General features: G+C 38.0%; 12 protein-coding genes. 7 read left to right on the forward strand and 5 right to left on the reverse strand.

Features of this window, described 5'->3' with window-relative positions; all coding sequences use genetic code 11:
• Positions 1-4: 4 nt before the first annotated feature.
• From GUB10_RS09800 to xrtF, 4 genes are all read right to left on the reverse strand, one after another.
• A complete protein-coding gene (locus tag GUB10_RS09800; protein ID WP_193711272.1) occupies positions 5-3850 on the reverse strand; it encodes an efflux RND transporter permease subunit in 3846 nt (1281 codons plus the stop codon).
• Positions 3851-4044: 194 nt separating this feature from the next.
• Entirely contained in the window at positions 4045-4437 is a 393-nt protein-coding gene (locus GUB10_RS09805; RefSeq protein ID WP_193711273.1) for a hypothetical protein, read from the reverse strand.
• A 66-nt stretch (positions 4438-4503) separates the two neighbouring features.
• Positions 4504-4947, reverse strand: coding sequence for an exosortase F system-associated protein (locus tag GUB10_RS09810; RefSeq protein ID WP_193711274.1), 444 nt, complete (start codon positions 4945-4947; stop codon positions 4504-4506).
• Positions 4944-5489, reverse strand: a complete 546-nt coding sequence (xrtF, locus tag GUB10_RS09815) for an exosortase family protein XrtF (RefSeq protein ID WP_193711275.1) — start codon at positions 5487-5489, stop codon at positions 4944-4946. The genes GUB10_RS09810 and xrtF overlap by 4 nt, the downstream gene beginning before the upstream one ends.
• Before the next feature lie 87 nt (positions 5490-5576).
• On the opposite strand from xrtF, the gene GUB10_RS09820 reads away from it, so the two are divergent.
• Positions 5577-6038 carry a GAF domain-containing protein gene (locus GUB10_RS09820; RefSeq protein ID WP_193711276.1) on the forward strand — a complete coding sequence of 154 codons (462 nt, stop codon included), beginning with the start codon at positions 5577-5579 and terminating at the stop codon, positions 6036-6038.
• Between the two features lie 93 nt (positions 6039-6131).
• Here GUB10_RS09820 and GUB10_RS09825 read toward each other — a convergent pair whose 3' ends face one another.
• The gene (locus GUB10_RS09825) at positions 6132-7385 is read right to left on the reverse strand and encodes an ABC transporter permease (protein ID WP_193711277.1); all 1254 of its coding nucleotides are present in this window, start codon (positions 7383-7385) and stop codon (positions 6132-6134) included.
• Between the two features lie 240 nt (positions 7386-7625).
• Here GUB10_RS09825 and purH point away from each other — a divergent pair, with 240 nt between their 5' ends.
• The 6 genes from purH to rodA are packed head-to-tail and all read left to right on the forward strand — an operon-like array spanning position 7626 to position 14678.
• Positions 7626-9158, forward strand: a complete 1533-nt coding sequence (gene purH / locus GUB10_RS09830; protein ID WP_193711278.1) for a bifunctional phosphoribosylaminoimidazolecarboxamide formyltransferase/IMP cyclohydrolase — start codon at positions 7626-7628, stop codon at positions 9156-9158.
• 38 nt (positions 9159-9196) lie between these two features.
• On the forward strand, positions 9197-10225 hold the full coding sequence (locus GUB10_RS09835; protein WP_193711279.1) for a rod shape-determining protein: 1029 nt from the start codon (positions 9197-9199) through the stop codon (positions 10223-10225).
• Positions 10226-10238: 13 nt separating this feature from the next.
• Positions 10239-11066: a rod shape-determining protein MreC gene (gene mreC, locus GUB10_RS09840; RefSeq protein WP_193711280.1), complete on the forward strand. Its 828-nt coding sequence runs from the start codon at positions 10239-10241 to the stop codon at positions 11064-11066.
• A complete protein-coding gene (locus GUB10_RS09845) occupies positions 11056-11562 on the forward strand; it encodes a rod shape-determining protein MreD (RefSeq protein ID WP_193711281.1) in 507 nt (168 codons plus the stop codon). Before mreC ends, GUB10_RS09845 begins: the two co-directional genes overlap by 11 nt.
• Complete coding sequence (mrdA, locus tag GUB10_RS09850; protein ID WP_193711282.1) at positions 11559-13427, forward strand: penicillin-binding protein 2; 1869 nt, start codon at positions 11559-11561, stop codon at positions 13425-13427. Before GUB10_RS09845 ends, mrdA begins: the two co-directional genes overlap by 4 nt.
• The gene (gene rodA, locus GUB10_RS09855) at positions 13428-14678 is read left to right on the forward strand and encodes a rod shape-determining protein RodA (RefSeq protein ID WP_193711283.1); all 1251 of its coding nucleotides are present in this window, start codon (positions 13428-13430) and stop codon (positions 14676-14678) included.
• The last annotated feature ends 53 nt before the right edge of the window (positions 14679-14731 follow it).

A 14731-nucleotide genomic window follows, 5' to 3' on the forward strand; every position in this document is an offset into this window, starting at 1 on the left:
AGTGCTAAGCTTCAATTGTTTTGGTTTCATCTCTATCTTCTTCTGAATTATAGGGTACATTTTCCCTCCAAATAGCCTGTAAAATAGGTACTACAAAAATCGTCATAATCTGAATTAGCATTCCACCAACAATTGGAATAGCCATAGGTACCATGATATCTGAACCTTTTCCGGTAGAAGTTAGCACCGGGAAAAGCGCGATTATAGTAACCGCTGTGGTCATCATGGCGGGGCGTACTCTTTTTAAGCCGGCTTCCATTACTGCTTCCCTAACCTCAGCTACAGTTTTTGGTTTTTTCCGTTCAAAAACCTGGTGAATGTAGGTACCCATAATCACCCCATCATCGGTAGCAATTCCAAATAGTGCGATAAACCCAACCCAAACGGCCACACTCAGGTTAATCTCCTGCATCTGGAAAAGTTCTCGCATATTAGTACCAAAGACCGCAAAATCCATAAACCAGGGCTGTCCATAAAGCCAAATCATAATAAACCCACCGGCAAAGGCAACAAAAACACCCGAAAAATGAATGGTAGAAGCAATAATGCTCTTAAACTGAAAATACAACAGAAGGAAAATAATAACCAGACAGATGGGGATAAGTATGGCAAGGCGTTCTACTGCCCGCACCTGATTTTCATAATTCCCGGAAAACTTATAACTAACCCCTTCCGGCACCTCTAATTCTCCTGAAGCTATTTTATCCTGAATATGTTTTTTGGCATCATTTACCACATTTACCTCAGCAAAACCATCTCGCTTATCAAAAAGAACATATCCCGTAAGAAAGGTATCTTCACTCTTAATCATTTGCGGTCCCTGCTCGTAATTAAGCTCTGCAAATACCCTTAATGGAATTTGTGCTCCTTTAGGAGTTGGCACCAAAATATTTTTAATACTCTCGGGGTCGCCCCTTAGTTCTCTTGGATACCTTACCCGTACCGGAAAACGTTCGCGCCCTTCTACGGTAGAAGTGATTTCCATACCCCCAATAGCGGTTTCTATTGTTTGCTGAACATCTTCAATACTAAGTCCGTACCGGGCAATCGCATTTCTGTCTATGTCAATTTCCAAATAGGGTTTTCCTACAACTCGATCGGCAAAAACAGCTTCAGCCTTTACCGAAGGAACCTCTTTTAACAATTCTTCCAATTGCATTCCAAAGTCCTGGATAGTAGTAAGGTTTGGCCCATACACTTTAATTCCCATGGGGGCACGCATTCCGGTTTGAAGCATCACAAGCCGGGTTTCTATAGGCTGTAGTTTTGGAGCCGAGGTAACCCCCGGAAGATTTGTGTGCTTTGTAATTTCATTCCAAATATCATCGGGGCTCTTAATATGCTCGCGCCAGTTTCGATAGAATTTCCCATCTTCATCTTTAACAAGCTGCGCAGCAGATACATCTTGCTCAATGGCTTCTGTATTGCTTAAGCTATCACCAGATTTCAGGATAAACCGGTCTTTATCATCTACTTTAAATCGTTGCATAGAACCATCTTCAGCAAGTATAAACTCAGGTTTATAATTGATAATATTTTCAAACATCGATATTGGGGCAGGATCTAAAGCGGTCTCGGCCCTTCCCAATTTACCTACAGCAATATCAATCTCCGGAATGCCGGTTACCGCCATATCCAACTGCTTTAGGGTTTTAGTGGTTTCTTCCATGCCGGCGTGGGGCATGGTAGTAGGCATCAATAAAAAGCTTCCTTCGTTTAATGAAGGCATAAACTCTTTACCCACACCCGGGAATGTATGTGCCATCCCACTCCAAACCTCTGTAGTTCTTATATTCAATCCTAATTTATCAAAACCTTTGGCCACAAAACCAAACATATTGGGAAAACCAAACCAGATTATAGCACCAAAGAAAATTGTTATTATAGGCAATGAAAGGAATTTTCCTTTATTGATTAAGCACCAATTTAGAATAGGTTGATAGAACCTCACCATCATCATTAAGATGGCCAAAGTGATACTAAGCAGCAGGATCACGAAAATATAATTGGCAAAGGCAGATTTCTGAAATCCAAGTGGCATCCATTCTTCGGCAAGGAAGAAGATGGTTACCGCCAGTATTAAGCCCGGGATTACATATTTGGAATATCTCCCTAAGAACTGCGGATTTCTGGTTTCGGCAATTTTCACCAATCCAATAAGTGTAAGTGCTAAAGGAAGCCAAAAGCTAAAAACAATAGCCAAAACCGCTCCTGAAATTACCAGGATAAAATTCCAGATATTTTGTGACTTCTTTTTGTTGATTTTAATGTTGAAAAAGAAGTAGGAAAGCATGGGTAGCACAAATACGCCTATTAAAAAAGCTGCCACCAGCGCAAAGGTTTTGGTAAATGCCAAAGGCCTGAATAATTTCCCTTCGGCGTTTTCCATAAAGAAAACCGGTAAAAAGCTTACAATTGTGGTTGCCAGGGCAGTGGTTACCGCCGGGGCAACTTCTACAGTTGCATTATAGATTATATTGGCAAGTTTCTTTCCGCGGGCGTTTTTATTTTCGGGCATTTCCAGCCATCGCACCGTATTTTCAACAAAAACAATCCCAACATCTACCATAACCCCTATGGCAATGGCAATACCAGAAAGTGCCACCACATTGGCATCTACCCCAAAATAGCGCATGGCGATAAACGTCATAAGAACTGCCACGGGCAACAAACTGGAAATTAAAATAGAAGCCCTTAAATTTAAAACAAGAACAATAATTACAATAATACTGATAAGCACCTCGTGAGAAAGTGCTTTTTCCAGTGTATTTATAGTCTCATTTATAAGCTGTGTCCTATCATAAAAAGGAACGATGGTTAATTGGCTTTCGGTGCCATCGGCCAAAACTTTGGAAGGCAAACCTGAAGCTATTTCCTGAATCTTATCTTTGGTGTTTTGAATCACCGCCAAAGGGTTTGAGCCATAACGTGCTACCACTACCCCTCCTACTACTTCAGCGCCCCCTTTATCCAGAACACCCCGGCGTTCGGCGGGACCTAAACTTACCTGCCCAATATCTTTTATAAAAATGGGCGTGTTTTCATTCTCGGCAACAACGGTATTTTCAATGTCATCTATAGATTTTATATACCCCAATCCTCTTACAAGGTATTCTACCTTATTAACCTCCAGGGTTTTTGCCCCGGCATCACGATTGGAGTTTTTTACGGCTTTCATCACCTGATTTATACCAACTCCGTATGCTTTAAGTGCATCGGGGTTTACATCAATTTGGTATTCCTGAACAAAGCCACCTATAGAAGCTACTTCAGAAACTCCCTGAGTTCCGCTTAAACCTAGTTTTACATAGTAATCCTGAATTTTTCTCAATTCGTGTAAGTCCCACCCCCCGGTTACATTTCCGTCTTTATCGCGGCCTTCCAGGGTATACCAAAACACCTGCCCTAATCCGGTAGCATCGGGGCCTAAGGTTGGTTGCACATCTTGCGGGAGCAAACCGGCCGGAAGTGAATTCAGTTTTTCTAAAATTCGGCTTCTAGACCAATAAAACTCTACATCTTCTTCAAAAATGATGTAAATACTGGAAAACCCAAACATTGAAGAACTTCGAATAGATTTAACACCGGGAATTCCTAAAAGTGTACTGGTTAGCGGATAGGTAATTTGATCTTCTATATCCTGCGGCGAACGTCCCGGCCAATTCGTAAATACAATTTGTTGATTCTCCCCAATATCGGGAATAGCATCTACCGGAACAGGATCACTTGGAAGGAAACCTGTATTCCAGTTAAAAGGAGCGGTAACCAACCCCCAGCCTATCAAAAAAACTAAAAGTAAAACAGAAACCAGGCGGTTAGAAAGAAAATAGTTAATGATCTTATTGAACATAGACTTAGATATACATTTATAAAAAACGAAGCTTAAAAAATGACCCAATGTGTAAACTCAAGGCCAAACCGGGAATGTAATTGAAAACAATTTGCAGAAAACTGTTTTACCACAATTTATAACTACAAATTATTATTTGCCCTGAAGGCTCAAAAAGCACTTATAGGACAAAATTACATTTCAAAAAATGTATATCAGATAAGAAAAACCTGGTCTTCAAGATGAATATCTTTGACCAGAAGTGGTGGGGTGTAATCTTTAAACGGAACAATTTCCTTTTGGATATCTTCTAAAATGAAAATATAAGAATACGCAAAGCCAATAAGAAAGGCCTGTTGATTTGAGTCTAGAGAATCAAATTTATGCTTTAATTCATCCTGACCTTCTACCGCTATTTTTTTGTTGGTGCAGCAAGAATCCTGGGCGGTGGCTTCCATATCCATACCACAGGTTTGAGCTTCAGAAAAAATGGCTTTATCAACCAAATAGTTTCCGCAGAAGTGCCTATCAACCGTAAAGGAAAGGGTTGAAAGCAGCACCAAAAATGCCATGGTTACAGAAATACTATGTTGAAACGCTTTTTTCATCGGCTACAAAAATAAGTAATTTTTTGAAATAAAGTACTTTCCGATTTTTTGGAATAAGTTTTAAAATTATGGGTTTTTAGATTTTTGCAACCTATAATAATAAAATGCAGGTAGTAAAATAAGTATAAAAATTGGATGAATAAGAAACCTTCTAACATAAAATAGGCCCATTACATTTTGTTCATTAAGTGTAAAGTAAAGCACACTAAAGGCAGCAAGGCTAATCCCAAACAATATGGCAAATAATATTGCTGCAAATTTTATGATGTTCGTATCTCGAAAGGCTACAAATAATATTGCTAAAGAGATTAAAGTATTTAGCCAATATCGTAAGCCAATATTCAAGATTAATTTAGGGAAAAAAATTTGAGGTACCTCCATTGCCAAATGCCCGCCGTACCGATAAAAATCAATAAGTGGATCATAAAATAATTGTTGTTCAAAAAGCCTTATCAAAACCAGCAGCACAACTAATATTGCAATCGTTAAAAGTTTTACCAGCTGCTTCATACACTATGTTTTTGACTATAAATACGCACCCAAATAAGCCATAAAATAAATATGGTGCCATATATAATTAATGGAAAAACAATACTATGTAAAAATTGGGTATGTTGTGGATATTCATAAATTCCTATGGCGAGAACAGCAATTCTAATAATATTCATCCCATAAATTATAACAGATCCCGCCAGTAAATAAAGTAATGTTGTTTTAAACTTCCCAAAGAAGGAAAGTACAAAAGCGAGAAATAAAATAATGATACTAACAGCGTTACAGCCTTCTATAATTCTAGCAAGGTAAACCTCGTTAATAATAAGTTTCATAGAAAGTTCAGACTGGTGAGGTATAATTTTGGCATTATACCCAAAACTATTTATTAAAGCTTCGCTTTGCTTCGCCACAAGGTGTGTAATGTAATCGGGGAAATAAACCGGAGACCTAAAAAAATCTAAATAGAGGTTATAAAATAGCGTAAATACCAAATAGCTCCCCAAAAACATGAAAATAAACCGAAGCACCGATTTGTATTTAACGAATAACCTGATCAAATTTTAAGGGGGTTTTTAACAAATTTATATAAATATGTGCCTGCGCTTGCTATAATTTTTAAATACTTTTGCACTAAAATATCAACTATGCCATTTCAGAAATTAAAACCGGAAATTAAAGCTATTCTTGAAAACAATAAACTATCGGTAGACCATAGGTTATCGCAGGTTTGTGAAGCTTTAAAAGAAAATATTCCATATTATGATTGGGTAGGATTTTATTTTAAAAATGGTGATAAAGAGGAATTGAAATTACGCTCGTTTGCCGGTGAACCTACCGACCATACGATTATTCCGTTTGGAAAAGGAATTTGCGGGCAGGTAGCGGTCTCTAATGAAAACTTTGTAGTGCCAGATGTAAAAGCACAAACCAACTATATAGCCTGTAGCATTCATGTAAAGGCTGAAATTGTGGTACCGCTTTTCTTAGATGGCGAAAATATTGGCCAAATAGATATTGATTCTCACACACCCGATCCATTCTCTAAAGAAGATGAGGAATTTTTAGAATGGGTGAACGCAAATGTAGCCGAAGTTTTAGAAGCCTAAAAAAAGAGAAAAGAGCAGAGAAGGAAGAAAAGAGATTTAGCAAACAGTTAGGTAAAGTTCTCTATTCTAAAATCTATTCTCTATTTTCTATAATTACATCCCTGTTCTAATTGCTTCTACCGGATCTAATTTTGAGGCCGAAATTGCCGGAATTATTCCTGATATTAAACCAATTACCGCAGAGACTGTCGTTCCTATAAACATATTCCAGGGCGAAAGTACAAATTGAAAATCGCCTGTAAATTGCGAAGCGACGAGAGAAACCAACCAAACAAGTCCGAGCCCTACAAGGCCGCCAATGATAGCCAGGATTATTGCTTCAAATAAAAACTGAAATAGGATAAATTTATTCTTAGCCCCAAGGGATTTTTGAATTCCAATTAAGTTGGTTCGCTCTTTTACGCTCACAAACATAATATTGGCGATCCCGAATCCGCCCACCAATAATGAAAATCCGCTAATAATTAGACCTATTAAGTTTAGCTGGCCGGTGATATTATCTATAAAATCGGCAAAGCCCTGAAGCTGGTTTACAAAGAAATTATTAATATCCCCGGGCTTAATTCCGCGGTAATTACGCAATTGTTGCTCTAAAACTGCTTTATATTCGGCATTATCAACCCCATCTTCCGGTTTTAAAATCAACTGAGGAAATACCCCTTTATTATTATCGCCATATACCCTGCGTGCTACATTTACCGGTAGAAAAACCTGACCGTCCCTAGAGCCTCCAAAAAGACTGGCGCCCTGCTTGGCCAGCACCCCAATAACCGTAAATTTACGACCGTACATACGTACTTCTTTTCCAAGCGGGCTAAAATTCCCGAAAAGGTTATTGGCTATTTCGTGACCTAAAACAATTACCGGCGAACCACTTACCGATTCAGATTCATTAAAAAACCTACCTTCTTCCAGTTCAAGGGCTTCAATATCATAATATTCGTGGGTAACCGCACCAACACCTACCCCGGTACTGGTAACATCCTGGTGTTTTATAGATTCGTCTGGTACCCCAATGGTAAAACTTACCGACTCGGTATTGGGAAGATTTCTTTTTAAATATTGATATTCATCATAAGCAACATCTGGAAATTGTTGACGTTTCCATTGTGGGATTTCGGTAGGGCCAAAAGAAAAACGCATTACAATTATGGTACTATTATCTAAAGCACTTAAACTACCCTTAATCTCCTTCTCTAAAGAATCTACCGCAGCCAGTACTCCAATAATAGAAAAAATACCTATAGTAACCCCAAGCAAAGAAAGAAATGTTCTTAGCTTATTGTTTTTTAATGCATTAATTGCAAAATTAAAACTTTCTTTAAGTACTCGTAAATATATAAGCATAATTACTAAGGGCCCGGGGCAATGCCACGAGTTATTGGGTTAATAATTAAAAGCCGACAACCAGTTTTTGCACATTTTAAAGCTTACTTCTTGAATAATTAAATTTTAGAATTTTTATGCGCTTAGTGGTATGACGTCCGGCTTTAAAATTCGTTACAAAATTTCTCGATAAATAAAAGAAATGCCTTTTAAGTTTTTGGCTTAAATACTTACTTTTGCAACTTTAACAAACACAACACAATGAGCGACTTAAAAAAAGCAAAATCTGCTTTAATTTCTGTATTTAGCAAAGACGGCCTGGAACCCATCGTAAAAAAACTTAACAACCTGGGAATCACCATTTACTCTACCGGAGGTACCGAGAAATTCATCAAAGACCTGGGGGTTAATGTAGTGCCTGTAGAAGATGTAACTTCTTATCCTTCTATTTTAGGCGGACGTGTAAAAACACTTCATCCAAAAGTTTTTGGAGGAATTTTAAACCGCCAGGATAATGAAAGTGATGTAAAAGAACTTGCTGAATACGAAATTCCACAAATAGACATTGTAATTGTAGACCTTTATCCGTTTGAGAAAACCGTAGCTTCGGGAGCTTCAGAACAGGATATTATTGAAAAAATAGACATTGGCGGGATTTCACTTATTCGCGCTGCCGCAAAAAACTTTAAAGACGTACTTTGCGTTTCTTCGGTAGAAGATTATAAAAGTTTTGAAAATTTACTGGAAGAAAAAAATGGCGAAACCAGCCTTGCTGATCGCAAACTTTTTGCAGGTAAAGCCTTTAATGTTTCTTCCCATTACGACACGGCTATTTTCAATTATTTTAACGCTAACCAGGAAATTGAAGCTTACAAACAAAGTTTCCAAAACGGAAAAGCCCTTAGATATGGTGAAAACCCACATCAAAAAGGAGAGTTTTATGGCGATTTTGATGCGATGTTTGAAAAACTACACGGAAAAGAACTTTCGTACAACAACCTGTTAGATGTAGATGCCGCGGTAAACCTTATTAATGAATTTAAAGGCGAAGACCCAACTTTTGCTATTTTAAAGCACAACAACGCCTGTGGTTTGGCACAACGCGACACTTTACACCAGGCTTATGTAGATGCATTGGCAGGAGATCCGGTTTCAGCCTTTGGTGGTGTTTTAATTAGTAATATTGAAATTGACAAAGCTACAGCTGAAGAAATTCATAAATTATTCTGCGAAGTAGTAATAGCCCCTTCGTTCTCTGCAGAGGCAGAAGAAATCCTTAAGGGAAAAAAGAACAGAATTTTATTGATTCAAAAAGAAACCGAACTTCCGCAGAAACAAGTTAGAACTTGCTTAAACGGAGTTTTAGTTCAGGATAAAGATCATAAAACCGATGTTGCTGAAGATTTAAAGCAAGCAACGAACAATAATCCTACTGTTAATGAGTTATCTGATTTGTTATTTGCTTCCAAAATCTGTAAGCATACCAAATCTAATACCATTGTATTGGCAAAAAATAAGCAACTATGCGCCAGTGGTACCGGCCAAACTTCTCGAGTAGATGCATTAAAGCAAAGTATTGAGAAGGCCAGGTCTTTTAATTTTGATTTAAAGGGAGCTGTAATGGCAAGTGATGCATTTTTCCCGTTCCCAGATTGTGTAGAAATAGCAGGAAACGAAGGTATTTCAGCAGTGATACAGCCTGGAGGCTCTATAAAAGACCAACTTAGCATAGATTATTGTAATGAAAATAATATCGCAATGGTGATGACAGGAACTCGCCATTTTAAACATTAATTTTAGTACATTTACCAAACCTCAACACAAAATAAACCATGGGATTTTTTGATTTTCTCATTGAAGAAATAGCAATAGATTTAGGAACTGCGAACACCCTTATTATTCACAATGATAAAGTAGTGGTAGACAGTCCATCTATAGTTGCACGAGACCGTACTACGGCAAAGATAACCGCAGTAGGTAAAGAAGCTGCTATGATGCAGGGAAAAACCCATGAGAATATAAAAACCATTCGCCCGTTAAAAGACGGTGTAATTGCCGATTTTGATGCCAGTGAGAAAATGCTCACGATGTTCATTAAAGAAATTCCGGCGCTAAAAAAGAAAATGTTTACCCCTGCCCTTAGGATGGTAATTTGCATTCCTTCTGGAATTACCGAAGTAGAAATGCGTGCCGTAAAAGAAAGTGCAGAACGGGTGAATGGGAAAGAGGTTTACCTTATTCACGAACCTATGGCAGCCGCAATTGGTATTGGGGTAGACATTATGCAGCCAAAAGGTAATATGATTGTGGATATAGGGGGAGGTACTACCGAAATTGCGGTTATTGCCCTTGGAGGGATTGTTTGTGATAAATCGGTTAAAATTGCCGGTGATGTGTTTACAAACGATATTGTTTACTATATGCGTACCCAGCACAACTTATATGTGGGAGAGCGCACTGCCGAAAAAATAAAAATCCAGATTGGTGCGGCAACTGAAGATCTAGAGGTTCCGCCAGAAGAAATGAGCGTACAGGGACGTGACTTATTAACAGGAAAACCCAAGCAGGTAAATATTTCTTACCGTGAGATTGCCAAAGCTTTGGATAAATCGATTTTAAGAATTGAAGATGCGGTTATGGAAACCCTATCCCAAACCCCACCGGAACTCGCCGCCGATATTTACAATACCGGTATTTATCTTGCGGGTGGTGGTTCTATGCTAAGAGGTTTAGACAAAAGGTTATCTCAAAAAACCGATCTTCCCGTTTATATTGCCGAAGATCCATTAAGAGCCGTGGTAAGAGGTACCGGAATATGCTTAAAAACCCTAAACCGTTATAAGGGAATTTTGATAAAGTAGGAGAAGTAGTTTTATGCAGCAAATTTTTAATTTTCTTATCCGAAATAAGAATAATATCCTATTCTTATTTCTGCTGGCCTTAGCTGTATTTTTCACGATCCAAACCCATTCTTTTCACAAAAGCAGTTTTATAAGTTCGGCCAATGTGGTTACCGGCGGTATCTACTCGTGGGCTAACGATTTTGATAAGTATATGCACCTAGATGAGTACAACGAGCGGCTTATGGAAGAGAATAAGCAACTGCGAAATATACTTACCAATTTAAACGATACGATCTCGATTGAGAACTACACAGATACTTCCAGCTTTGATGGCACCTATTACTTTAGGACCGCCAGGGTGATTAATAACAACTTTGCCAAGCCCAATAACTTTTTAACCCTAAACCAGGGCAAAGAAGCCGGTATAGAATCTGAATTTGGCGTAATAACAAGTAAAGGAGTAATTGGCATTATAGATAGAGTAAACAATAGGTTCTCACGTGTAATTTCTATTTTGAATTCAGAGTCTAGAATTAATGCTCAACTTAACAAAACCAATCATTTTGGGAGTTTAATATGGAACGGAAAAAACCCAAATATCGTTCAATTAATTGATGTCCCCAGGCAGGCTCCGGTAAAAGAAGGCGATACGATTGTAACCGGAGGTAAATCGCTAATTTTTCCAGAAGGAATCCCTATTGGAAGCATTCAGGATTTTAAACTAGACCAAAGTGAAAGTTATTACCATATTAATGTTAAGCTCTTTAACGATATGACCAACATTGGTTATGTGTATGTTATAGAGAATATGGAGCGCGAAGAAATACTGGAATTAGAGCAGGAGGAAGATGAACAGTAGTATTTTAAAAAATATCATCAGGTTTGTAGGTTTAGTATTTATACAGGTACTTATCCTTAACAACATTAATTTCCTGGGTTATATCAATCCATATCTTTATGTTTTGTTTATCTTACTTTATCCTTTCAACTCCAACCAGAGTATATTCTTAGTACTGGCTTTTTTGTTAGGCTTTAGCATAGACCTTTTTGAAGACAGTGGCGGGATTCATGCGGCTGCCTGTACGGTAATTGCATTTATAAGGCCTAATTTACTCCGTTTTTCTTTTGGAATAAGTTATGACCATCAAAACCTAAGGCTTTCAACTACGCCTATTGGTGCAAGATTGAGTTATATTTTTATCAGTATAATAATTCATCATTTTATATTATTTTTCTTGGAAATGTTTAGTTTAAATCATATAATATTAATCCTCAAAAAAACGTTATTTTCAGGGATTTTTAGTGTTATTATGATTATGCTAAGTTTAGCAGTTTTCAGCAAAAAATATAGATGAGAAAATTATTACTTTACATTATTATACTCGTTACGGGCATAGTTTTTCTGGCCCGGCTTTTCTATTTACAGGTAGTTAACGATTCTTTCGCAGTTAGATCTCAAGATAACGCTATAGAGGTAGTTTACGATTACCCCCAGCGCGGTTATATTTCAGACAGGAATGGAAAATTAATGGTTTCTAACCAACCATCTTACGATGTGATGGCCATTCCCAGGAACCTAAAACCCTTTGACACTACTGAATTCTGCGAAATTTTAAGTATTGAACCCGAAGAGTTGGGGCGCCGTCTTGATAAAGCAAAGATCTACTCCCCTATTCTCCCTTCCGTAATTATTCCACAGCTAACCAAAGCAGAATACGCCTATTTACAGGAAAAAATGCGGAAATACGAAGGTTTCTATATTCAAAAACGTTCTCTAAGAGATTATCAGGTAGATCATAGTGCAAATGTTTTGGGCTATATAGCACAGGTAAATCAGAAAAAAGTAAACGAAGATCCTTATTATATTTCCGGGGATCTTATTGGACGAAGCGGTGTAGAGAAAGTTTACGAAGAATTGCTGCGTGGCGAAAAAGGTGTAAAATATATCCAAAAAGATAGGTTTAACCGAGATATCGGCCCCTATAAAGATGGAATTTACGATACACTACCCACTAAAGGAAAAGATATAAGCATTACCATTGATGCCGAACTTCAAGTTTATGGCGAGAAATTAATGCAAAATAAACGCGGCGGGATTGTTGCCATAGAACCCGGTAGTGGCGAAATTCTATCCCTGGTAACCGCTCCTAATTACGACCCGGCTTTATTGGTGGGAAGAAAAAGATCGCCAAATTACACCCGACTTTATTACGACTCTATTGCCCAGCCACTTTATGATCGCGGTCTTTTAGCTGAATACCCTCCCGGATCGCCATTTAAAGTTTTAACTGGGCTAATCGCTTTGCAGGAAGGCGTTGTAGATACAGAAGATACTTTTTCATGCCATAACGGATTCTCATATGGTAGGGGTCGAAGAATGGGCTGCCACCCACATTCAAGTCCTTTAGGCCTGGTTCCCGGTATTTCCAGTTCTTGCAACACCTATTTTGCACAGGTATATAGAAAAACTATTGAAAAATACCCCAGCCCCCAGGAAGGAATGGACGCCTGGAACAATCATTTACAAAGCTTTGGTCTCGGGCAGTTTATGGGGAACGACCTTAGCACAGGAAGACCTGGAAAAATACCAAATGCCGACTATTACAACAAGATATATAATTACCCGACTTACAAATGGTATGCATCTGCTACTCTTTCGAATGCTATTGGTCAGGGAGAAGTTTTAATGACCCCTATTCAATTGGCAAATATGACGGCTATTATCGCCAATCGCGGTTGGTATTATACCCCGCATATTTTAAAGAAAATTGAAGGAGAGCCAATTAAAGAAGAGAAGTTCACCGTAAAGAAAAATACCACTATAGACAGGAAACATTATGATCCGGTAGTTGAAGGAATGCACCAGGTGTATACAAATGGAACTGCAAGAAGGTTACAGGTACCGGGTATTGAAATTGCCGGAAAAACAGGTACTGCCGAGAATTTCACAAAAATAAATGGTAAACGAACCCAACTTACAGATCATTCTATCTTTGTGGCTTTTGCTCCCGTAGATAATCCAAAAATAGCGCTTGCGGTATTCGTAGAGAACGGCTATTGGGGAAGCCGCTATGCAGGAAAAATAGCCAGCTTAATGGTTGAAAAATATATTAAAAAAGAAATAACCAGAACAGATTTGGAAGACTGGATCTTAAACAACAGTCTTGAAGATGAGTATGCCAAACCATTAAGTGGAGAACCTTTTATAATTAATCAGTAAATGACTAAAAGCAATACCGGATTCGACTGGATCACAATTTTAATTTATATTTTACTGGTAGGTTTTGGTTGGATAAATATTTATTCAGCTTCATTAGGAACAAACGACCCCACTGATTTTTTTAATATGAATGTGCCGTATGGAAGGCAGGCACTATTTATATCCTTAAGCGTGGTTTTAATAATTTTGCTGCTCTCTATAGAAGCTAAGTTCTACCAACGTTTTTCCAGTATAATCTATAGCCTGAGTTTACTTTCATTAGTTGGGCTTTTTATATTTGGTAGCACTATTGCCGGACAAACGGCCTGGTACCAAATAGGACCTATTAGTATTCAACCATCTGAATTTGCCAAGGCAGCAACAGCTCTTGCTGTTGCTAAATACTTAAGTGGCATACAAATCAATATAAGAGATTTTAAGCACCAATTAAAAGTTTTCCTAATCATTGCGTTGCCTATGCTTTTGGTGCTTTTACAACCTGATGCTGGTAGTGCTATGGTCTATTTCTCTTTTGCTTTTGCCCTTTATCGAGAAGGACTTCATTTTGTTTACTTATTATTGGGCTTCTTTGCTGCAAGTATTTTTGTAGCTACACTGGCTTTTGGGCCTTTATGGGTAATTTGCAGTATTTTACTAATTACAGCATTGGTTTACCTTAAGAATTCAAAAAGGAAGCCCAATCTTATTAAATACCTGTTTTTTGCATCGGTGGCCGTTGGATTTTCCCTTTCGGTAAATTATGTATTTGAAAACATTTTTAAACAACATCATAGAGATCGTTTCAATATTGTTTTAGGAAAGGAAGTAGACTCTCGCGGAATTGGCTATAATACCAATCAGAGTGAGATTGCCATTGGTAGTGGAGGTTTATTTGGCAAAGGCTGGACAGAAGGAACACAAACCAAAGGCCATTTTGTTCCAGAGCAACATACAGATTATATCTTTAGCACCGTTGGCGAAGAATGGGGATTTATGGGAAGTACCTTTATTCTTGGTCTTTTTGTCCTACTTATGCTGCGACTACTCTACCTGGCAGAAAGGCAAAAGTCTACATTTAGCCGGGTTTATGGCTATGGGGTAATTGGAATTCTTTTTATGCACTTTCTGGTAAATATAGGGATGGTTATTGGTATTTTTCCTACGGTAGGTATTCCCTTGCCCTTTTTAAGCTACGGGGGCTCAGGCCTTTGGGCATTTACAACCTTACTCTTTATTTTTATAAAGCTGGATTCCCAAAGAATTTCCTTTTAACCGCAGCGTTCTACCATAAGTAAAACTGCAGCTACCGTTAAAATGATTAAAGG

The organism is Salegentibacter sp. BLCTC (genome assembly GCF_015143665.1).
Classification (GTDB): Bacteria; Bacteroidota; Bacteroidia; order Flavobacteriales; family Flavobacteriaceae; genus Salegentibacter; species Salegentibacter maritimus.